Annotated in this window: 19 protein-coding genes and 1 pseudogene; 7 read left to right on the top strand and 13 right to left on the bottom strand. The window is 70.6% G+C overall.

The features are described 5' to 3' along the window. Window positions 1-26: 26 nt before the first annotated feature. On the bottom strand, window positions 27-905 hold the full coding sequence (locus tag ACFYZR_RS06010) for a trypsin-like serine peptidase (RefSeq protein ID WP_391905611.1): 879 nt from the start codon (window positions 903-905) through the stop codon (window positions 27-29). Between the two features lie 223 nt (window positions 906-1,128). Here ACFYZR_RS06010 and ACFYZR_RS06005 point away from each other — a divergent pair, with 223 nt between their 5' ends. Then, the gene (locus tag ACFYZR_RS06005; protein ID WP_391905608.1) at window positions 1,129-2,538 is read left to right on the top strand and encodes a M14 family metallopeptidase; all 1,410 of its coding nucleotides are present in this window, start codon (window positions 1,129-1,131) and stop codon (window positions 2,536-2,538) included. Between the two features lie 20 nt (window positions 2,539-2,558). Here ACFYZR_RS06005 and ACFYZR_RS06000 read toward each other — a convergent pair whose 3' ends face one another. The 3 genes from ACFYZR_RS06000 to ACFYZR_RS05990 are packed head-to-tail and all read right to left on the bottom strand — an operon-like array spanning window position 2,559 to window position 4,923. Next, a complete protein-coding gene (locus ACFYZR_RS06000) occupies window positions 2,559-2,981 on the bottom strand; it encodes a RidA family protein (RefSeq protein ID WP_391905606.1) in 423 nt (140 codons plus the stop codon). Then, window positions 2,978-3,766 (bottom strand): IclR family transcriptional regulator, encoded by a 789-nt coding sequence (locus tag ACFYZR_RS05995; protein ID WP_391905603.1) that lies wholly within the window; start codon window positions 3,764-3,766, stop codon window positions 2,978-2,980. The genes ACFYZR_RS06000 and ACFYZR_RS05995 overlap by 4 nt, the downstream gene beginning before the upstream one ends. Next, entirely contained in the window at window positions 3,763-4,923 is a 1,161-nt protein-coding gene (locus ACFYZR_RS05990) for a sugar kinase (RefSeq protein ID WP_391905600.1), read from the bottom strand. Before ACFYZR_RS05990 ends, ACFYZR_RS05995 begins: the two co-directional genes overlap by 4 nt. 113 nt (window positions 4,924-5,036) lie before the next feature. Between ACFYZR_RS05990 and ACFYZR_RS05985 the strand changes: the two genes are divergently transcribed. From ACFYZR_RS05985 to ACFYZR_RS05970, 4 genes are all read left to right on the top strand, one after another. After that, window positions 5,037-6,338, top strand: a complete 1,302-nt coding sequence (locus tag ACFYZR_RS05985; RefSeq protein ID WP_391905597.1) for an amino acid deaminase — start codon at window positions 5,037-5,039, stop codon at window positions 6,336-6,338. Between the two features lie 128 nt (window positions 6,339-6,466). Then, window positions 6,467-8,083: an amidohydrolase family protein gene (locus tag ACFYZR_RS05980; RefSeq protein ID WP_391905594.1), complete on the top strand. Its 1,617-nt coding sequence runs from the start codon at window positions 6,467-6,469 to the stop codon at window positions 8,081-8,083. Window positions 8,084-8,170: 87 nt separating this feature from the next. Continuing rightward, window positions 8,171-9,382, top strand: coding sequence for a pyridoxal phosphate-dependent aminotransferase (locus ACFYZR_RS05975; protein WP_189451700.1), 1,212 nt, complete (start codon window positions 8,171-8,173; stop codon window positions 9,380-9,382). Between the two features lie 82 nt (window positions 9,383-9,464). Beyond that, window positions 9,465-9,866 (top strand): hypothetical protein, encoded by a 402-nt coding sequence (locus tag ACFYZR_RS05970; protein ID WP_391905590.1) that lies wholly within the window; start codon window positions 9,465-9,467, stop codon window positions 9,864-9,866. Here ACFYZR_RS05970 and ACFYZR_RS05965 read toward each other — a convergent pair. From ACFYZR_RS05965 to ACFYZR_RS05930, 8 genes and pseudogenes are all read right to left on the bottom strand, one after another. Beyond that, on the bottom strand, window positions 9,850-10,338 hold the full coding sequence (locus ACFYZR_RS05965) for a hypothetical protein (RefSeq protein ID WP_391905587.1): 489 nt from the start codon (window positions 10,336-10,338) through the stop codon (window positions 9,850-9,852). The genes ACFYZR_RS05970 and ACFYZR_RS05965 overlap by 17 nt on opposite strands. A gap of 81 nt (window positions 10,339-10,419) precedes the next feature. Next, a pseudogene (locus ACFYZR_RS05960) lies at window positions 10,420-10,539 on the bottom strand (DUF397 domain-containing protein); the annotation flags it as partial. Between the two features lie 568 nt (window positions 10,540-11,107). After that, entirely contained in the window at window positions 11,108-11,938 is an 831-nt protein-coding gene (locus ACFYZR_RS05955; protein ID WP_391905584.1) for a helix-turn-helix domain-containing protein, read from the bottom strand. Then, on the bottom strand, window positions 11,935-12,456 hold the full coding sequence (locus ACFYZR_RS05950) for a DUF6879 family protein (RefSeq protein WP_391905581.1): 522 nt from the start codon (window positions 12,454-12,456) through the stop codon (window positions 11,935-11,937). The genes ACFYZR_RS05955 and ACFYZR_RS05950 overlap by 4 nt, the downstream gene beginning before the upstream one ends. Then, complete coding sequence (locus ACFYZR_RS05945; protein ID WP_391905578.1) at window positions 12,446-12,643, bottom strand: hypothetical protein; 198 nt, start codon at window positions 12,641-12,643, stop codon at window positions 12,446-12,448. The genes ACFYZR_RS05950 and ACFYZR_RS05945 overlap by 11 nt, the downstream gene beginning before the upstream one ends. Before the next feature lie 158 nt (window positions 12,644-12,801). Next, window positions 12,802-13,248: a hypothetical protein gene (locus tag ACFYZR_RS05940; RefSeq protein WP_391905575.1), complete on the bottom strand. Its 447-nt coding sequence runs from the start codon at window positions 13,246-13,248 to the stop codon at window positions 12,802-12,804. Between the two features lie 112 nt (window positions 13,249-13,360). Then, entirely contained in the window at window positions 13,361-13,774 is a 414-nt protein-coding gene (locus ACFYZR_RS05935; RefSeq protein ID WP_391905573.1) for a hypothetical protein, read from the bottom strand. Window positions 13,775-14,071: 297 nt separating this feature from the next. Beyond that, on the bottom strand, window positions 14,072-15,892 hold the full coding sequence (locus ACFYZR_RS05930; RefSeq protein WP_391905570.1) for a phosphoenolpyruvate carboxykinase (GTP): 1,821 nt from the start codon (window positions 15,890-15,892) through the stop codon (window positions 14,072-14,074). A gap of 273 nt (window positions 15,893-16,165) precedes the next feature. Here ACFYZR_RS05930 and ACFYZR_RS05925 point away from each other — a divergent pair, with 273 nt between their 5' ends. Together ACFYZR_RS05925 and ACFYZR_RS05920 are read left to right on the top strand one after the other, a co-directional pair. After that, window positions 16,166-16,948: a hemolysin III family protein gene (locus ACFYZR_RS05925; protein WP_391905567.1), complete on the top strand. Its 783-nt coding sequence runs from the start codon at window positions 16,166-16,168 to the stop codon at window positions 16,946-16,948. A 363-nt stretch (window positions 16,949-17,311) separates the two neighbouring features. Next, complete coding sequence (locus ACFYZR_RS05920) at window positions 17,312-17,941, top strand: TetR/AcrR family transcriptional regulator (RefSeq protein WP_391905565.1); 630 nt, start codon at window positions 17,312-17,314, stop codon at window positions 17,939-17,941. Between the two features lie 138 nt (window positions 17,942-18,079). Here the strand turns inward: ACFYZR_RS05920 and ACFYZR_RS05915 are convergent, their stop codons facing one another. Then, complete coding sequence (locus ACFYZR_RS05915; RefSeq protein WP_391905562.1) at window positions 18,080-20,113, bottom strand: thioredoxin domain-containing protein; 2,034 nt, start codon at window positions 20,111-20,113, stop codon at window positions 18,080-18,082. Window positions 20,114-20,121: the final 8 nt, after the last annotated feature.

The following is a 20,121-nucleotide window of genomic DNA, read 5'->3' as shown; positions in this document are numbered from 1 at the left end:
CCCGTCCGGCACTCGGGGCCGGCGGGTCAGCGGCGGGCGGCCGCCGTGGCCCCCTCCTCGTCGAGCGGCCGGGGCAGGGCGCAGCCCGGCAGGTCGAGGTCGATCTTGTTGCCGATACCGACGCACTTGGTGATGCCGTACGTCTGCTCGGCGTAGTTGATGCCCCGGCGGACGGTGACGTTGCCGTTCTCGTCGACCTCGCACGGGTTGTTCATCGTGCAGCGCTCGCCGTTCTCGTTGCCCGTGTTGTTGATGGCGACGACCTTGCCGGAGTTCGCGTCGATGACGGGCGAGCCGGAGGTGCCACCTATGGTGTTGCAGGACGGGGTGTAGCGGAGCGAGTCCTTCCAGGTCCAGTCGGCCTCGCGGAGCTGGTTGACGAACCCGTCGACGTTGCAGGAGTAAATGCGCTTCCAGTAGCCGGAGACGACCTTGATGGGCGTGCCGGTGACGGGGTGGTCGCCGGAGAGGCGCAGCGCGTCGATGCCGTACTGCTGCTTGATCCGCGCGTAGGTGGTGTTGAGCTCGTAGAGCGTGACGTCGGTGTCGGTCATCGTCGCGTACGAGACCTTGGTGGCCTGGAGCGTGGCGACCTTGCCGGCGGTGGAGTTGAGCAGGCTGAAGGTGCGGCTGGAGGGCTGGTCGACGAGGACCTCGCCGGGGGCGGGCATGCCGGTCTCCAGGCAGTGGCCGTTGGTCATCACGAGAGCGGGGTCGTTGTCGGCCGAGCTGGGCATGCGGATCAGGGAGCCGGAACAGTTGCTCAGTGCCACGGTGCCGGCGAAGTCGACCGCCTTGGCCTTGGTCTGGGACTGGGGCTGGGACTGGGGCTGAGCGACAGCGGGGGCGACGGTCGCCCCGGTGAGCAGCAGCGTCGTGAGCGCACCGACGAGAGGTCGTCTCATGGGGGGTGGTCCTCTCCGTTCAGAAGTGCATCCGGTTTTGACGTGTGCATTGTTGGGGCCGCTGTGGGCGCCGGGCAATCAAGCGGTCTGAAGTGAGGGGGAAGTTGGCTTGTTTCCCTCGCACGCTTCTCCTTGACCTGCACATGTCACACCTCGAACACTGGGGAGGATCGGCAGCGAACACCCCCCTCATTCGTCGCACGAACGCCCCTCAGGAGGCCGCATGCGACCCCACACCCCCCATTCCCGCAGGAACCGGCTCCGGTGGGCCGCCGCCACGGGCGCCGCCCTGCTCACCCTGGCCATGGCCGCCCCGGCGTCCTCGCACGGCGCGGAGCACGGCGCGGCCGGCTCGAACGGCACCCGGACGGGCGGCACTCACGCGGATGAGAGCCGCACGAACGACGTCCGTGCGAACGACGTCCGTGCGAACGACGTCCGCTCGTACGAGGTCAGCGGGCCGAGAACCGCCGCCCAGCGCACAGCCGTCGCCGCGACCGGCGCCTCCGTCGACGCCGTGCGGAAGGACTCCGTCGTCGTCACCGCCGACGCCGCGCAGGCCAAGGGCATCCGCGGCATGGGCTACCGGGTGACGGCCCTGCCCGGCGCCCCGGACCGGGGCCGCGCCGCCGGGCCGTACGACTTCCCGCCGGCGGACTCGAAGTACCACAACTACGCCCGGGCCATGGCGGAGATCGACGCGGACATCGCCGCGCACCCGTCCCTCATGAGCAAGCAGGTCATCGGCAAGTCCTACGAGGGCCGGGACATCATCGCCGTGAAGGTCACGAACGGCTCGGCGACGACGGACGCCGCCAAGCCCGAGGTGCTCTTCACCCACCACCAGCACGCCCGTGAGCACCTGACCGTCGAGATGGCGCTGTACCTGCTCAAGGAGTTCGGCTCCCAGTACGGCAAAGATGCGCGCGTCACCAAGATGCTCGACAGCCGGGTGATCTGGATCGTGCCCGACGTCAATCCCGACGGCGGCGAGTACGACATCGCCACCGGCACCTATCGCGGCTGGCGCAAGAACCGCCAGCCCAACACCGGTTCGAGCTCCCGGGGCACGGACCTCAACCGCAACTGGGACTTCAAGTGGGGCTGCTGCGGCGGCTCGTCCGGCAGCACCGGCTCGGAGACGTACCGCGGCTCCGGCCCGGAGTCGGCCCCCGAGGTGAAGGTCGTCGCGGACTTCGTCCGCAGCCGCGTCGTCGGCGGCAAGCAGCAGATCAAGGCCGCGATCGACTTCCACACCTACAGCGAACTGGTGCTCTGGCCGTTCGGCTGGACCTACGACAACACGGCGCCCGGCATGACGCAGGACGACCACGACGCGTTCGCGGCCGTCGGGAAGTCCATGGCCGCGAGCAACGGCTACACGCCGGAGCAGTCGAGCGACCTGTACATAACGGACGGGTCGATCGACGACTGGCTCTGGGGGAACCAGAAGGTCTTCGCCTACACCTTCGAGATGTACCCGGACGCGAGCGGGGCGGGCGGCGGCTTCTACCCGCCGGCGTCGGTCATCGACCGCGAGACCGCGCGCAACCGGGAGGCGGTGCTCCAGCTCCTGGAGAACGCGGACTGCATGTACCGGTCGATCGGGAAGGAGCAGCAGTACTGCTCATGAGCGACTGACCGGCTAACCGGTCAGCCCAGCACCGCGAGCGCGTCGATCTCGATGAGGAGGCCCTTCGGCAGGCCGACGTAGACCGTCGTCCGGGCCGCAGGGGCCTCCTTCAGGTCGGCGAAGTAGTCGTTCCAGATCTCGTTCATCTCCGTGAAGTGCTCCGTGTCCGTGAGATAGACGCGCAGCATCATCACGTCCTCCCAGCTCGCGCCGCCCGCCTCCAGCACGGAGCGGACGTTGGCCAGGGTCTGGAGCGTCTGCTCGCGCAGGGTCGGGCCGGCGACGACGGGGCCGGACTGCCCGGGCGCGGCGGGCAGGAAGCCGACCTGGCCGGCGACCTGGAGGATGTTGCCCTTGCGCACGCCGTGCGAGAACTTCGCGGGCGGGGTGGTGTGGCCGGCAGGGGTGACGGCGGTCTTCACAGTCTTGTCGGTGTCGCTCATGGCATCACTTTCGTCGGGGAAGTCGGGGAAACGGTCGCCGGGAGTGAGATTCCCGAGTACTCGGCGCTGATCGCGTCCGCCGTGCGGCGCAGCAGCGGCAGCAGGGCGAGGAGTTCGTCGGAGGGGACGACGACGTTGGGCGCCGACACCGAGCAGGCGGCGACGACCCGTCCGCCGGGGCCCCGGACGGGGGCTCCGACGCAGTTGATGGACTCCTCGTGGCCGCCGAAGTCGGTGGCCCAGCCCCGTTCCCGTACGGCAGCGAGTTCCTTGAGGAACGCAGGGGCGTTCGGGGTGGAACGCGCTGTGTAGGCGGGGTAGTCAAGGCGCTCGGCGACGGCGCGGCGCTCGGGCTCGGGGAGGTCGGCGAGGAGCAGCTTGGCCACGGCCGCCACGGTGATCGCGACGGGTTTGCCGATGCGGGAGTACATCCGTACGGGGTAGCGGCTCTCGACCTTGTCGATGTAGAGGACCTCGTCCTCCTCGTACACCGCGAGGTGGACGGTGTGGCCGCACTTCTCGTTGAGCGCCACGAGGTGGGGGTGGGCGATCTCCCGGATGTCGAGGCTCTCGACGGCCTGCTGGGCGAGGGCGAAGAGGCGGGCGCCGAGGCGGTAGCGCTGGTCCTGCTGCCGGTAGACGATGCCGTGCTCGTGGAGGGTGCGCAGCAGGCGCAGCGCGGTGGACTTGTGCACGCCGAGGCGGCCCGCCACCTGTTCGAGGTTGGCGGGTCCCTCGGCGAGCAGCGGCAGGATGCTCAGGGCGCGGTCGACGGTCTGGCTCATGTGCGGGGGTCCTCTGTGCGGGAGTCCTCTGTACGGGAGTCCTCTGTGCCGGTCATGCCGGTTGTGCCGGTTGTGCCGGTTGTGCCGGGGTCCGCCACCCGTGCGGGCCGCCCGGTCCAGCCCGGGCCGAGTCGCAGTCTTCCCCAGGCGGCGGGGTCCAGTCCCGCCAGCGTGTCCGCGAGGGCGGGGGGCGGCGGTTCGCCGAGGTCGCCGGGGACGGTGAGGGCGGCAGCGGCCATGAGGTGGCCGTGGCGCAGGCGCGCGGGCAGCGGGAGTCCGCGCAGGGTGGCGGAGAGGAAGCCGGCGGCGAAGGCGTCGCCCGCGCCGACGGGCGCGACGACGTCGACGGCGGGTGCGGGGATGGAAATGACGGCCTCGCGGGTGTAGGCCGTGGCACCGGCGGCGCCCTGTTTGACGACGAGGACGGCGGGTTCGGGCAGGGCGGCGCGGATCGCGTCGGGGCCGCCGGTGACGCCCCAGGCGGCCTCGGCCTCGTCCTCGCCGACGAAGACGATGTCGCAGGCGCGGGCGAGCTCGGCGAGGACGCGCGGGCCTGTCGCGGCGTTCCGCCACAGCGCGGCGCGGTAGTTGACGTCGAAGGAGAGGAGCGGGCCGCTGCCGGTGGCGGCCCGGACGACGAGAGCGCGGAGCAGGGCGAGGCAGTCGGCGGAGAGGGCGGCCGTGATGCCGGTGAGGTGGAGGATCCGCCCCGCGTGGGCGGCCGCGCGGGGGATCAGGGCGGGCGACATGGCGGAGGCGGCGGACCCGGCGCGGTAGTAGGCGGCTTCGCCATGGAACGGGTCCGTGGTCCCACTGGTCGTGGTCCCACTGGTCGTGGTCCCGCCGGTGGGCCGCTCCCCCGCCGTCCGGAAGTACACGCCGGTGGGGCGTACGGGATCGTGCTGGACGTACGTGGTGTCCACGCCGTGGGCGGCGACGGCGGCCACCAGGTGCGTACCGAAGGCGTCGGCGCCGACGCGGCTGATCCAGCGGGTGGGATGGCCTCGACGGGCGAGGGCGCAGGCTACGTTCGACTCGGCGCCGCCGATGCCGCGGTCGAAGGACGGCACGTCGGCGAGGCGGCGTCCGGCCCCGGCCGGGCCCGGGCGGAGGACGACCATCGACTCGCCGAGACAGACGACATCGGGGCTGCCCACCGTGTTCCCCCTACCGTTGACCCGGCGCTTGCCCGGATGTTAGACAGCGTGCAGCGATCCACGCAATGAACGTTGCAGTAACCGCAACGCATCCCGATCTCCTGGGAGGCCCCATGGCCAGCACGCCCGACGCCATAGCCGCCGACGCGGTCGCCGAGCTCGCCCGGGAGCGGGTGGACCACCGGTTCAAGGGGCTGCCGCCGGACGCGGACGGCCGGAGCGTCGGCGAGCTGGCGGCCGAGCGGCGCTCGCTGTTCACCGGCGGCTTCACCACGCCCGTCCTCGCCCTGTCCGCCGAGGCGCTGGACCACAACCTCGCGCTCATGGAGCAGTGGTCCGCGCGGCACGGCCTGGCCTTCGCCCCGCACGGCAAGACCTCGATGGCCCCGCGGCTCTTCGAGCGCCAGCTGGAGCGCGGCGCCTGGGGCATCACCGCCGCCACCCCCGCGCAGGTCCGTGTCTACCGCGCCTTCGGCGTACGGCGGATCTTCCTCGCCAACGAGGTCGTCGACGCCGCCGCGCTGCGCTGGCTCGCGGCCGAGCTGGCCGCCTACCCCGAGCTGCGGATCGTCACCTACGTCGACTCCGTGCGCGGCGTCGAGCTGATGGACGCGGCCCTGCGCGACGCGGGCGCGGGCCGCCCGCTGGACGTCGTCGTAGAGCTGGGCGCGGAGGGCGCCCGTACGGGCATCCGTACGGAGGCGGAGGGCGAGGCCGTCGCGGACGCGGTGGCCGCCACCGGCACCCTGCGCCTGGTCGGCGTCGCCGGCTACGAGGCCGAGATCCCGGACGCGGACGCCGAGCTCGTCGACGCGTGGCTGCGCCGGCTGACGGGGCTGGCGGTCGCCTTCGACAAGGCGGGCCGCTTCGCCGGGGTCGAGGAGATCGTGGTCAGCGCGGGCGGCAGCGCGTGGTTCGACGCCGTCGCGAGCGTCTTCGCGGAGCTTCCGCCGCTGTCCGCGCCGGTGCTCAAGCTGCTGCGCTCCGGCGCGTACGTCACGCACGACGACGGCCAGTACCGCCGCAAGACCCCCTTCAACCGGCTCCCCGACGAGGGCGCCCTGCACCCCGCGTTCCGTCTCTGGGCCCAGGTCGTCTCCCGCCCCGAGCCGGGCATGGCCTACCTCAACGCGGGCAAGCGCGACGTCTCCTACGACCTGGACCTCCCCGAACCGCAGGTCGTCCGCTCCGCCCGCGACGGCTCCCTCCGCCCGGCCACGGGCCTGACCGTCACCCGCCTCGCCGACCAGCACGCCTTCGTCTCCCTCACGGGCGAGGAAGCGGAACGGCTGGAGGTCGGCGACTGGGTGGGCCTGGGCCTGTCGCACCCGTGCACGGTCTTCGAGAAGTGGCCGCTCATCCCGCTCGCGACGGCGGACGGGACGGTCACGGAGTACGTGCGGACGTTTTTCTGACCGGCGCCGCCGGTTGTGGGCAGTCGTTCCGCAGGGCTGGGGGCACCTCCCAGCGGTAGCTGGGGGAGGGTGGGCACAACCGGCCCACCGGCCCGCACCGTCTGGGGTCCGGGGAGGAAGGAACTCGCATGGACCTCGTCATCCGCGACGCCCGCGTCATAGACGGCACCGGCCGCCCGTCCTACCGAGCCGACATCGGTCTGAAGGACGGCCGGATCGCCGGGATCCACCGCGAGGGCGAGGGCCGCAGACCCACAGCCCGCCGCACCCTCGACGCCCAAGGCCTAGCGCTAGCGCCCGGCTTCATCGACATGCACGCCCACAGCGACCTCGCCCTCCTCCGCGACCCCGCCCACACCGCGAAGGCCGCGCAGGGGGTGACCCTGGAGGTCATCGGCCAGGACGGCCTGTCGTACGCGCCCGTGGACGACCGCACCCTCGCCGAGGTGCGCGCCCAGATCACCGGCTGGAACGGCGACGGCAGCGACATCGACTTCACCTGGCGCACCGTCGGCGGCTATCTCGACCGGCTCGACCACGGCTTCGCCGGCGAGGGCATCGCCGTCAACGCCGCCTACCTCGTCCCCCAGGGCACCGTCCGCATGCTGGCCGTCGGCTGGGAGGACCGCCCGGCGACGGCCACCGAACTCGACCGCATGAAGCGCCTGGTGGCCGAGGGCCTGGAGCAGGGCGCGGTGGGGCTCTCCTCCGGCCTCACCTACACCCCCGGGATGTACGCCGACGACGCGGAGCTGACCGAGCTGTGCCGGGTCGTCGCGGCGTACGGCGGCTACTACTGCCCGCACCACCGCTCGTACGGGGCGGGCGCGCTCCGGGCGTACGCGGAGATGATCGAGCTCTCCCGGACGGCGGGCTGCGCCCTCCACCTGGCGCACGCCGTCATGAACTTCGGGGTGAACGAAGGCCGCGCCCCCGAGCTGCTGGCCCTGCTGGACGCCGCGCTGGCCGGCGGCGCGGACGTCTCCCTCGACACCTATCCCTACACCCCCGGCTCCACCACGCTCGCCGCTCTCCTCCCCGGCTGGGCGGGCGAGGGCGGCCCGGAGGCGGTCCTGGCGCGGCTGCGGGACGACGCCACGGCCGCCCGGATCCGGTACGCGCTGGAGGTGACGGGTTCGGACGGCTGCCACGGGGTGACCGTCGACTGGGAGAGCGTGGAGATCTCCGGCGTCGCGGACCCGGCCCTGGCTCCCTACGTCGGCCGCACCATCGCCCAAACGGCCCGCGAGCACGACGAGGAGCCGTGGACGACGGCACGACGACTACTACTCGAAGATCAACTGGGGTCGACGGTCCTCCAGCACGTCGGCCACGAGGAGAACGTCCGCACGATCATGCGCCACCCGGCCCACACCGGCGGGAGCGACGGCATCCTGCACGGCGCGAAGCCGCATCCGCGCGCCTACGGAACGTTCCCGCACTACCTGGGTCGCTACGTCCGGGGGCTGGGAGTGCTCTCGTTGGAGGAGTGCGTGGCGCATCTCACGTCGCGTCCGGCGGCCCGGCTGAGACTGCCGGACCGGGGCCTGATCCGGGTCGGCCACCACGCCGACGTCGTGCTGTTCGATCCGGAGACGATCGCCGCCGGTGCCACTTTCGAAGCCCCACGGACGCTTCCGACCGGCATTCCTTATGTCCTGATTGCCGGACGCTTTGTGATGGAAGACGGACGCCGGACGGACGTACTGGCCGGACGGACAGTACGCCGCACTCCGACGGGCTGACCTGGGCATTACAGCTGGGCTTGCTGGGACCGAAGTGACGGAAGAAAGGGCGCGCACGGCGTGTGGCGTCCCCGTATGGTGGCCGTCATGCAGGTGATCCAGTCAACGAAGCTCGCCAACGTCTGCTACGAAATCCGTGGCCCGGTGCTCGAGGAGGCCATGCGGCTGGAGGCAGCAGGTGAGCGCATCCTCAAGCTGAACACCGGCAACCCGGCGATCTTCGGTTTCGAGTGCCCGCCCGAGATCCTCGAGGACATGCTGCGCAACGTGGGCGACGCCCACGGCTACGGCGACGCCAAGGGCCTGCTCTCCGCCCGCCGCGCGGTGGTGCAGCACTACGAGACCAAGGGCATCGAGCTGTCCGTCGAGGACGTCTACCTCGGCAACGGCGTCTCCGAGCTGATCCAGATGTCGATGCAGGCGCTGCTCGACGACGGCGACGAGGTCCTCGTCCCGGCGCCGGACTACCCCCTGTGGACCGCGTCCGTCTCCCTCGCGGGCGGCACGGCGGTGCACTACCGCTGCGACGAGCAGTCGGACTGGATGCCGGACCTGGCCGACATCGAGAGCAAGGTGACGGACCGCACCAAGGCGATCGTCATCATCAACCCCAACAACCCCACGGGTGCGGTCTACGACGACGAGATGCTGCGGTCCCTCACGGAGATCGCCCGCCGTCACAATCTGATCGTCTGCTCCGACGAGATCTACGACAAGATCCTCTACGACGGCGTCACCCACACCCCCACCGCCGCCATCGCCCCGGACCTGCTGACCCTCACCTTCAACGGCCTGTCCAAGGCCTACCGCGTGGCGGGCTACCGCAGCGGCTGGATGGCGGTCTGCGGCCCCAAGGCCCACGCCGACAGCTACATCGAGGGCCTGACGATCCTCGCCAATATGCGGCTGTGCGCCAACATGCCCGCGCAGTACGCGGTGGCCACCGCGCTCGGCGGCCGGCAGTCGATCAACGACCTGGTGCTGCCGGGCGGCCGGCTGCTGGAGCAGCGCGACGTGGCGCACGAGCTGCTCACCCAGATCCCGGGCGTCACCTGCGTCAAGCCGAAGGGCGCGCTCTACGCCTTCCCGCGCCTCGACCCCAAGGTCTACAAGATCAAGGACGACCGGCAGATGGTCCTGGACCTGCTCCGGGCCGAGAAGATCATGGTGGTCCACGGCACGGGCTTCAACTGGCCGGAGCCGGACCACTTCCGCCTGGTCACGCTGCCGAGCGCCAAGGACCTGGCGGACGCGGTGACCCGGATCGGAAACTTCCTGGACGGCTACGGGCAGCCATAACCTTCACCCTTCCTGCAATCAAAACAACTTTAGACCACGTCTAAGTTAGGATGGCCTTCAGAGGTAACTCAGGAGGCCATCCATGTACGAGCCGACCCGCACCAAGCACGCGGCGTGCACGCACGGGCCGCACCGCTCCCGCGAGGAAGAGCTCACCATCCGGCTCGCAGGCCATCTCACGGCGCTGCTCACCGTGACGGACGAGCTCCGCGCGCTGACCCCGTCACCCGAGCTGGACGACGCCGCGCACCGCCTGGCCCTGCGCGTGAAGCACCTGCGCGGCAGCTCCCCGCTCCGAGCGCAACCGACGGCGACCCCGACCGACCCGCCCGCCCGTACCGCCGCCCTCCACCAGCGCGCCCACACCCTGTCCGGCCAGGCCCTGGTCGTCGCCACCCAGCGCGGCGACACGACGGGGGCGACACTGGCGGCGGAACGTCTGCACGCCCACGCCCGGGCGCTGGGCATCACGGACCGGATGTAGCGCCTGCACAGGCCTCCGGGCAGAGAAGGCCGGGTGCGGCGCGGTTGGGCGAGCAGGTCACGAGGGCGACGGAGTGGAAGACGGTGCCGCTGAGGTAGTAGCCGAGGGACACGTCGCCTCCCCACGTGAGCCGCTCGACTGCGGCCCTCACGAGGACAACCAGCCTGACCACCTCCCGATCCCCCTCAGAGGCGAACCGGGGTGCGAACTCGGCGAGTTGGAGGCCGAGCCAAGCGCCGGCGTCCTTGGGTTCCTCCCATGTTCCCCGGATCATCGAGGGCGGCTTCAGCAACCAGTGCGTCGTCTGGATCGGCGGCACATCAGAGGTGGGGAACGCGGCCACAGCTTCCCGGTACCTGTCGACCACGTCCTTCTCGCTGGTGGCCGTCGGGGCGTGGCCGGGTGGTCTGCGGATGCTCTCCTTGTCGAACGTCTTCTTCTCCCCGAGCCATGCGTAACCGTGGTGGTGCACCGCTGCTCCATTCCATGGAATGGCGACGGCCCCGCCCGTCGGCGCGAGGGCAGGGCCGTCAGTTCATGTGGGGCTGGTGGTTCAGGCGGACAGTTCGAAGCGGGCGGGGTCGATGCCCGCCGCGTTCAGCTCCGCCGTGGTGAAGCGCAGCGGTACGGCGTCGGGGCGCTTGCTGTCGCCCATGGCCCACGCGTCCGGCCCGACTGACGGCCGCTGGAGGCCGTCCTCCGCCCCCGGTGGGCGGAAGCGTTGAAGGTGAATGCTCCGCTTCCCTGGGTCCGGAACCGATGCCCTCACCGCCCAGGGCGGCACCCCAGCCAAGGGGCGGACCGGGGGAGAGAACCTGAGCACGTCAGCCCAGACGGGACACGTCCTGTCCCTGTTCACGCCTTGACCGGTCGGGGGCCAAACCTGTCACTCCGCCGGGGAGATCGGACCGGTGACAGGAACCTGTGAACGTTCAGGGCGCCGAGGGCGCCCGCAGCGCCTCCCGTGATCCACACATGTCCATCAAGCCGCAGCCGTTCCCCGACGAGGGCACTGCCCCACGTGCCGGTACACCACCACAGGCGGACCCGGAGCACGCTCAATGGTTCCCCTGCGGACCGGGTCGAGAGGCTTCACGTCACAGCGGCAGACCGAGCACTTCTCTCCCTTGGGCGCGTAGGTCACGTACTCCCACTCATCGGTCCCGGCCGCCATCGCGTATCCCTTCACCGCCGTCTGTGTCCGTCAGCAGCCGATGGTGTCCGGGCCGGGGCATCAGGATCTAGCTGGTTTCCTGTTCGTGCAACAACTCATCTCGGATACGCACCAGCATGGCGCGCATGTCGTCACCAGACAGAGCCGCTTGCGCGAAGCGCTCGAACTTCTCGACATACAAGGAAACATCCCGGGGATCGGTGACAACGATCTCGGCATGGATCGTCTCGACTGTCACTGTCCTGTCATCCCGGATGACGAATGCGTGGTTGGCGATGTCCTGTTGTGGCGCCGACAGGGGAACGGTCCGGATGTCAATGTTGGGGAGGCGCGAGAGGGAAACGAGTCGGTCCAGTTGTTCCGCCATCCTGGCGGCTGACACGATCCGCCACCGCAGCACGGACTCGGTAATGACGAAGTGAAGTTCCTTGGTCGAGTCGTAGAGCACCTGCTGGCGGTCGATCCTCGCGCTGATAGTGCGGGTGAGAACCTCCTCGCCGAGGTTGTGACGAGCAAGAATCGCCCGGATGTACTCGGGCGTTTGCAGCAATCCGGGAACCAACGCTGGTTGGAAGAGGCGCAGAACGGCCATCTGGGCCTCTAGGGATCTGGTCTGCTCCTGCGCCTTGTGCACGCCCATCCGGCGGACCAGGCGCCAAGCCGTGGCTTCAGTCGACGCCGCCCGGGCGACCTCCAGGTACTCGGCCTTGACCTCGTCCGAGACCCCGATGGCCGTGAGGATGCGCTCGACGTCCGCCGGGGACGGTGCGGCCTTCCCTGTTTCAATCTTGCTGAGCTTACTCGTGGACATCACAGCGCTGCGGGCGACGGTCTTGGCTTCCTTTCCGGATGCCCGCCGAAGCGCCCGCAGCGCTGCTCCCAGTTGCCCTCTGTTCACGTGCCGGCGTGCTTCTCCCACCAAGCAGAGAATGGCTCGGCGTGCGCCAGCGCGGTATCCCGGATGGTGACGAAGTCTTGTGCCCGGCTGTCGGGCATCGTCTCCCGCCCAGTGACGGTTCCCTGGTCGTCGTAATGCATGACGACTGCCGTCCTCTCGTCAAAGAGCCAGAAATCATCTGTTCCTTGAAGCGGGTTGGGCTTGTCCGTCGTGTCGAGGATGAAGAACTCTTCGCCCCCGGTCGCGTTCTTCCGGTACCCCCAGCCCAGTTCGAACCGAAGATACGGTGTGAGGGGGCGCGACAGAATGTGCACGCGGTAGACGCGCTTACCGAGGTCCGTGAGGGTCCGAAGTTCCGACACCCATGCTTCGTTGTAGTCGTCGGGCTGTGGCTGTCCGGAGAGGAAGGCTCGGTAGGCGTCCACGTTGCCCGAGCCGCCGTAGTCGGCGAGAGTCTCCAGCCTGAAGGCTTCTCGCTCGAAGGTGTCGAACAGCTCCCCGAGAGTTTTAAGCGTCACGAAGGCCCTTCCGGATCAGGTCGAACACAAGCTGCGTCGGGATCTCCACGAGGGTCTCGTGCGCCGGGATCTCCAACCCGTGGTCGGTAGGCGTCTCCCCTTGCACCAAGAGGGTGTCCCTGTCCGTGGCGTAGATGGTCGGGCAGTCCTTGATGTCGCACGTACTCACGAGCTTGGTGACCTTCACGCGGTTCCCTCCCCAGTCTGCTCCGCTGTGTCCGGTTCGATGCTTCCGATATCGCAGGGTGGGGCGCAAGAGGTTCCGGTTTCCGGAACGGGAAAGCGGGGCGGAAGGGAGGTGAGCGGGAGCGCGCAGGGCGTGCCAGGGTGCGGCCCGACGCACGCTCACGCCGACCCGTATGGGCGCGGCGGGCCGCTGGCAAAGACGGGTTCACCGGTGCGCAGCGCCGCCCGCACTGCCGCCGCGCCCCGTGCGGCAACAGGAGGAGGCGCCTCCGTCAGGCTCTCGGCGACGGTTTCCTCCGCGCGTTCCCGACGGCAGGACGGGCACAGGGCCTCCCCCGCGACCGGGCGGAAGAGCCGCGGCTGAACGTGTTCGCCCCGGCATTCGCGCATCCCCGCCACACGCGGCTCAACGGCAGGGACGGTTTCCTGGATCCGCTGCTCGGCGAACGACGGTACGGGCAGCATCTTGCGCGTCAGGCGGTCGCGGGCGAGGGCCGCTGCCGCGTGGACGCGTTGGGGAAGCCCCGAGGTCAGCGCCTCACGGAGGTCGGTCAGGGAGGCGCCGCGCAGGAACCACTCGGCGGCCAGTGGGGCCAGCTCGGTCACCTCCCGTCCTGTCAGGCGGAGTTGACGCTCACGGTGCGAGACGGAGGAGAGCGCCAGGGCGCCGCGCTCGATCAGCCGGGAGGGCTGGGAGGGCGGGTTGTTCGTGTTCTCCTCAGTGTTTTCTTGGGAGCGACCGACGGACCGGCGCTCCGGCTCCCCCGACGGCCGGTTTCACGGCCGCCGGGGGAGCCGCGGGGCGGCTCCCGCCCCGTACCGCCAGCGCATCCTCCTCGCTCAACGGCACGTTCGACACGAGCTGCGTCGTCGCCCAACGACCGTCCGACCCCTGGCCGCGCCACTCGTGGACGTACCCCTCCGCGATCAGCTCTTGCTTCGCGCGCTGGAATGCCGTCTTCTTGATGCCCGCTCGCTTCGCCGTCTCCGACAGCGGCTGGTCCACGTCGTCCGGCAGTGACAGCTGCCACATCAACAGACGTACGGCTTCAGACGATAGGCGCGGATGACGGATGATGTCGTTCGAGACCTGCGTGAAGAAACGCGCAGGAGGGATAGCATGCTTTTGCATTCGCGGGAGTCCTCTGAGTCCTACTCCTGGCGGGTGTAGACCCCCTTCGCCGGCTGCAACCGGCGTCGGGGGTCGCTTCGTTTACGGTACGAAGTGACCCGATTACGGCGACCGTAGCGCGTCCCCGCAGGCGGGCGCGGCTCGTCCGGTGGAACAGGTCCTACTGACAGCGCATACCTTCAGCGACACGCTCCTGCGATTCAGGTCAGCGCTGAGATCGTGGGTCACGCGCCACGCGGCGGCGGCCCCGGCCCGGCGGGAAGCCGAAGCGGGGGCCGCCGCACGCGCAGCGGGGGATCAGCCCAGGCGCTGCACCAGCGCCCGGTACTCGTCCCACAGTTCCTTCGGCGTGTGGTCGCCGAAGGTCTCCAGGTGCTGGGGCACCAGGGCCGCCTCCTCGCGCCAGACGTCCTTGTCGACCGTGAGGAGCAGGTCGAGGTCGGCGGCCGGGATGTCGAGGCCGTCGGTGTCGAGGGCGTCGCGCGTCGGGAGGATGCCGATGGGGGTCTCGACGCCGTCGGCCGTGCCGTCGAGGCGCTCGACGATCCACTTCAGGACGCGGCTGTTCTCGCCGAAGCCCGGCCAGACGAAGCGGCCGTCGGCGTCCTTGCGGAACCAGTTGACGTAGTAGATCTTGGGGAGCTTCGACTGGTCCTTGTCGGCGCCGACCTTGATCCAGTGGCCCATGTAGTCGCCCATGTTGTAGCCGCAGAACGGCAGCATGGCGAAGGGGTCGCGGCGCAGTTCGCCGACCTTGCCCTCGGCGGCGGCGGTCTTCTCGGAGGCGACGTTGGCGCCGAGGAAGACGCCGTGCCGCCAGTCGAAGGACTCGGTCACCAGCGGGACGGCCGTGGCGCGGCGGCCGCCGAAGAGGATGGCCGAGATCGGGACGCCCTTGGGGTCCTCCCACTCCGGGGCGATGATCGGGCACTGCGACGCCGGGACGGTGAAGCGGGCGTTGGGGTGGGCGGCCGGGGTGTCCGAGGCCGGGGTCCAGTCGTTGCCCTTCCAGTCGATGAGGTGGTCGGGGGCCTTCTCCGTCATGCCCTCCCACCACACGTCGTCGTCATCGGTGCGGGCGACGTTGGTGAAGACGGCGTTGCCCCAGAGGGTCTTCATCGCGTTGGCGTTGGTGTGCTCACCCGTGCCGGGGGCGACGCCGAAGAAGCCGGCCTCGGGGTTGATGGCGTAGAGGCGGCCGTCCTCGCCGAAGCGCATCCAGGCGATGTCGTCGCCGATGGTCTCCACCGTCCAGCCGGAGACGGTGGGCTCCAGCATGGCGAGGTTGGTCTTGCCGCAGGCGGAGGGGAAGGCGGCGGCGACGTACTTGGACTCGCCGTGCGGCGGGGTGAGCTTGAGGATGAGCATGTGCTCGGCGAGCCAGCCCTCGTCGCGAGCCATCACGGAGGCGATGCGCAGGGCGTAGCACTTCTTGCCCAGCAGGGCGTTGCCGCCGTAGCCGGAGCCGTAGGACCAGATCTCGCGTTCCTCGGGGAAGTGCGAGATGTATTTGGTCGTGTTGCAGGGCCAGGGCACGTCCTGCTCGCCCTTGGCCAGCGGGGCGCCGAGGGTGTGGACGGCCTTGACGAAGAAGCCGTCCGTGCCGAGCTCGTCGAGGACGGCCTGGCCCATGCGGGTCATGGTGCGCATCGAGACGGCGACGTACGCGGAGTCGGTGATCTCGACGCCGATCGCGGACAGCGGCGAGCCGACGGGGCCCATGCAGAAGGGCACGACGTACATGGTGCGGCCGCGCATGGAGCCGCGGAAGATCCCCCGCTCACCTGCGAAGATCTCGCGCATCTCCGCCGGGGCCTTCCAGTGGTTCGTCGGGCCGGCGTCCTCCTCCTTCTCGGAGCAGATGAACGTACGGTCCTCGACGCGCGCCACGTCGCTGGGGTCCGAGGCCGCGTAGTAGGAGTTGGGGCGCTTGACCGGGTCGAGTTTCCGGAAGGTCCCCTTGGCGACGAGCTCCCCGCACAGGCGCTCGTACTCGGCCTCGGAACCGTCGCACCAGACCACCTGGTCCGGCTGGGTGAGGGCGGCGATCTCATCGACCCAGGAGATGAGCTCCTGGTGGTTGGTGGGGGTGGTGGGAGCCGCACTGGTGCGCGCCACGATCGCTCCGTCCCGCCGGAACCCGCTGTCCGGCGTCAGATGTTGAGGGTGGAACGGCCACCGGGCACCGGACATCGCCGGTGCCGGACCGTCTCTGCACTTTGGTTGCCCCTTGGGGGCCGCGACCCAGACGCTTCGTGACCGCTCATCCGGTGCCGCCCGCACTCATTTGATCATCCGACTCATCATCCGATCTGTCCAGGGGGCGCCCCCGTGACCATCACCACCCGATACCGGTCCGTAACCTACGGTCCCGTAGGTAGCATGGCGCCCATGACTCCCGCGCCCGACACAGCGCCCCCGATGCCCTCCGGTTCCTCCGGGGCACCGCCCGCCGCGACCCCGGACGTCAGTTCGCCCGATTCCAGTTCGCCATCCGCCGGGTCCGGCCCGTCCGCCGCCCAGGCGAGCGCGGCGGGCTCGGCCAAGCCGCGGCTGCGCGGCTGGCTGCACGCCGGGATGTTTCCCGCGGTGCTCGTCTCCGGCGTCTTCCTCACCGCCCTGGCCGACAGCACCCGGGGCCGGATCGCCTGCGCGGTCTACGTCCTGAGCGCCTGCCTGCTGTTCGGCATCAGCGCGCTCTACCACCGGGGCAACTGGAGCCCGCGCGCCGAGGGCGTGCTGCGACGGCTCGATCACGCCAATATCTTCCTGATCATCGCGGGCACCTACACACCCCTGACCATGCTGCTGGTCCCCGGCGGCCGGGGGCGGCTGCTGCTGTGGGCGGTATGGATCGCGGCGGCCGCCGGAATCGCCTTCCGGGTCTTCTGGGTCGGCGCGCCGCGCTGGCTCTACACCCCCTGCTATATCGCGATGGGCTGGGCCGCCGTCTTCTTCCTGCCGGACTTCCTGCGCAAGGGCGGCATCGCCGTCCTCGTGCTGGTGATCGTCGGCGGCCTGCTCTACTCGGCGGGCGGCGTGATCTACGGGATCAAGCGCCCCAATCCCTCACCCCGGTGGTTCGGATTCCACGAGGTGTTCCACTCACTCACGCTCGCCGCGTTCATCACGCACTACGTGGGCATCTCGCTGGTGGCCTATTCGCACGCCTGAGCGTGTGCGACGCGTCCCGCGTAGCCCACGTAGCCCGCGCAGCCCATGCATCCCACGCTCCCCGCGCGGTGGTCGCGGCCTCGACGCCGCGGCCACCCGCCAGGTGAGCCCGCCCACGCCGGCCACGACCACGGCCAGCACGGCGATCTCCCCCACGAGCACATACCCGGCGACGCTCAGCACGCCGACGAGCAAAGCGGCAACGGTCATGACATACCCCCTCCATCACCTTTTGGTTGACTGACCGGTCCCATGCCCCGCACACAGCGTCACACACCCCACTGACAATCAGCGTCCCGTCAAAGCCGGCCACTCCCGCGCTCGGTGTGGTCCGTGAAAAGGCCGATGGCGGAGAATGCGGCCATGGCCACAGCACAGCCGTCCCCCGCGGTGCCGACCGCGCCCGCGCCCGTCCTCGGGCTGCGCGAGCGGAAGAAGATCCAGACCCGCCGGGCGATCCGGGGCGCCGCCTACCGGCTGTTCGCACGGCAGGGGTACGACGCCACGCCCGTCGACCAGATCGCCGAGGCCGCCGACGTCTCCACCAGCACGGTCTTCCGCTACTTCCCCTCCAAAGAGGACATCGTCCTCACCGACGAGTACGACGCGGTGATGGAGGCCGCGATCCGCTCGCGGCCGGCGGACGAGCACCCCGTCGAGTCCATCCGGCACGGCGTCACCGGCGCCGTGCGGCAACTCGTCGAACGCGACATCGCCGAACTGCGGCAGCGCACACGGCTCGTGCACGAGGTGCCCGCGCTGCGCGGCCGGTCGGCGGAGGGCATGGCGCGGTCGGCCCGCGTGCTCTGCGGCGTCCTCGCCGAGCGCACGGGCCGCCCGCCCGGCGACCTGGAGCTGCGGGTCGTGGTCGCCGCCGTCCTCGGGGCGATGCAGGAGGCGACGATGCACTGGGTCGAGCAGGGGCAGACGGACGACTTGCCGGCGCTGATCGATCGGGCGCTGGGGGTGCTTGTTCGGGGGCTGACGCTTTAGCGCTCCGCTCAGCGCTCCGCGGGGAGTCCGGGTACGCCGGGTACGCCGTCTGCGGGTGCGGCCGTGGCTGGTCGCGCCCACGCGGCGGTAGCCGCATATCGACACTGTCCCGCGCCCCTTCGGGGCGCTACCGAACGGTCAGCCGCCCAGCCGTCCCGCCAGTACCTCCGCATCCGCCGTCGGGGCGTCGCAGGTGAAGTTGCGGCAGACGTACGCCGCCGGGCGTGCGTCCAGGAGCGTGCGGCCCGCCAGCAGTGGGACCTCCTCCGAGCCCGGCTCGCCCACCGCGACGACCAGGCCGGGCGCGGGCGACAGCAGCGCGGCGCGGTGCAGCCGCGCCGTCGCCGGGTGGTCCGCCGGGCCCACGACGGCGACCTCGCGGGGCCCGTCCAGCAGGGCCTCGGCGACCGCCAGGCCCCAGCTGATGAAGCGCGGCGCCTTGGGCCCCAGCGCCGTCACGACGCCGAGCGCCTTCTCCGCCGCCTCCCGGTGCCGGGCGCTGCCCGTGTACGCGGCGTACGACAGGAGCGCCCCGGCGGCCGCCGTCCAGCCCGACGGCGTGGCGTTGTCGGTGGGGTCCTGCGGGCGGCGGATCAGCGTCTCGGCGTCGTCGGCGGTGTCGAACAGCGCGCCGTCGGGCCCGGTGAAGTGGTCCAGGACGGTGCCCAGGAGCAGCCCGGCGAAGTCGACCCACACGCCCTCGCCCGTGACGGCGGAGAGCGCGAGGAAGCCCTCGGCGACGTCCGCGTAGTCCTCCAGGACGCCGGCGTGGGTGCCCGCGGCGCCGTCCAGCGAGGTGCGGGCGAGCCGCCCGTGCCAGTCCATGTGGACGCGGACGATCAGGTCGGCGGCGTCCGTGGCGGCCTGGATCAGGTCGGGGCGGTCGAAGTAGGCGCCGGTCTCGGCGAGCGCGGCGATCGCCAGCCCGTTCCAGGCGGCGACGATCTTGTCGTCGCGGCCGGGCCGGGGCCGCCGGTCACGGGCGGCCAGCAGCCGCTCCCGGATGGACGCGACCTTCGACGCGTCCCACAGCCGCTCGGTGTCCGGGAGCTGGAGGACGGACGCGCCCTCCTCGAACGTGCCCTCCTCGGTGACGCCGAAGCGCTCCGCCGCGAGTGCCGCGTCCTCCTCGCCCAGCGCCTCCCGCAACTGCCCGGGCGTCCAGACGTAGTACGCGCCCTCGACGTGCCGGCCGCTGCCGCTGCCGTCGTCGCTGTCGGCGTCCAGCGCCGAGGCGAAGCCGCCCTGGTCCGTGCGGAGTTCACGGATCATGAAGTCCGCCGTCTCCAGGGCCACGCGCCGGGCCAGCTCCGAGCCGGTGGCCCGCCAGAGGTGGGCGTAGGCCCGGCAGAGCAGGGCGTTGTCGTAGAGCATCTTCTCGAAGTGGGGGACGGTCCAGGTCGCGTCCACCGCGTAGCGGGCGAAGCCGCCGCCGAGCTGGTCGTAGATCCCGCCGCGGGCCATGGCCTCGCAGGTGGCCGAGGCCATCTCCAGGGCGGCCTCCGAGCCCGTGCGGACGTGGTGGCGCAGCAGGAATTCCAGCGTCATCGACGGCGGGAACTTGGGGGCGCCGCCGAAGCCGCCCCGCGCGCCGTCGAAGTCGCGGGTGAGCCCGAGCAGGGCCGCGTGGAGCTCCTCCGGGCCGGGGGGCCGGGCGGTGTCCACGGCGAGGGAGCGTTCGGAGAGGTCGCGGACGATGCGCCGGGCGACCTGGCCGACCTCGTCGCGGCGGTCGCTCCAGGCGGCCCGGACGCCCTCCAGGACCTGCCGGAAGCCGGGCATGCCGTGGCGGGGGGCGGGCGGGAAGTAGGTGCCGAAGTAGAAGGGCTCCCCGTCCGGCGTCATGAACACGGACATGGGCCAGCCGCCCTGCCCAGTGGCGGCTTGCACGGCCTCCATATAGACAGCGTCCACGTCGGGCCGCTCCTCACGGTCCACCTTCACGGACACGAAGTGCTCATTCATGTACGCAGCGGTGTCGTCGTCCTCGAAGGACTCGTGCGCCATGACGTGACACCAGTGACAGGCGCTGTAGCCGACGCTCAAGAACACGGGGACGTCGCGCCGCCGGGCTTCCTCGAACGCGTCCGTCTCCCATGGCCGCCAGTCAACGGGGTTGTCCGCGTGCTGGAGGAGGTACGGGGACGTGGCCTGCGCGAGTCGGTTGGACATACCCCCAT

Origin of the sequence: Streptomyces sp. NPDC001678, from assembly GCF_042892945.1 — a bacterium.
Classification (GTDB): domain Bacteria; phylum Actinomycetota; class Actinomycetes; order Streptomycetales; family Streptomycetaceae; genus Streptomyces.
The sequence above is the reverse complement of the archived record's forward strand: the minus strand, read 5'-3'. Positions and strand labels throughout refer to the sequence as shown.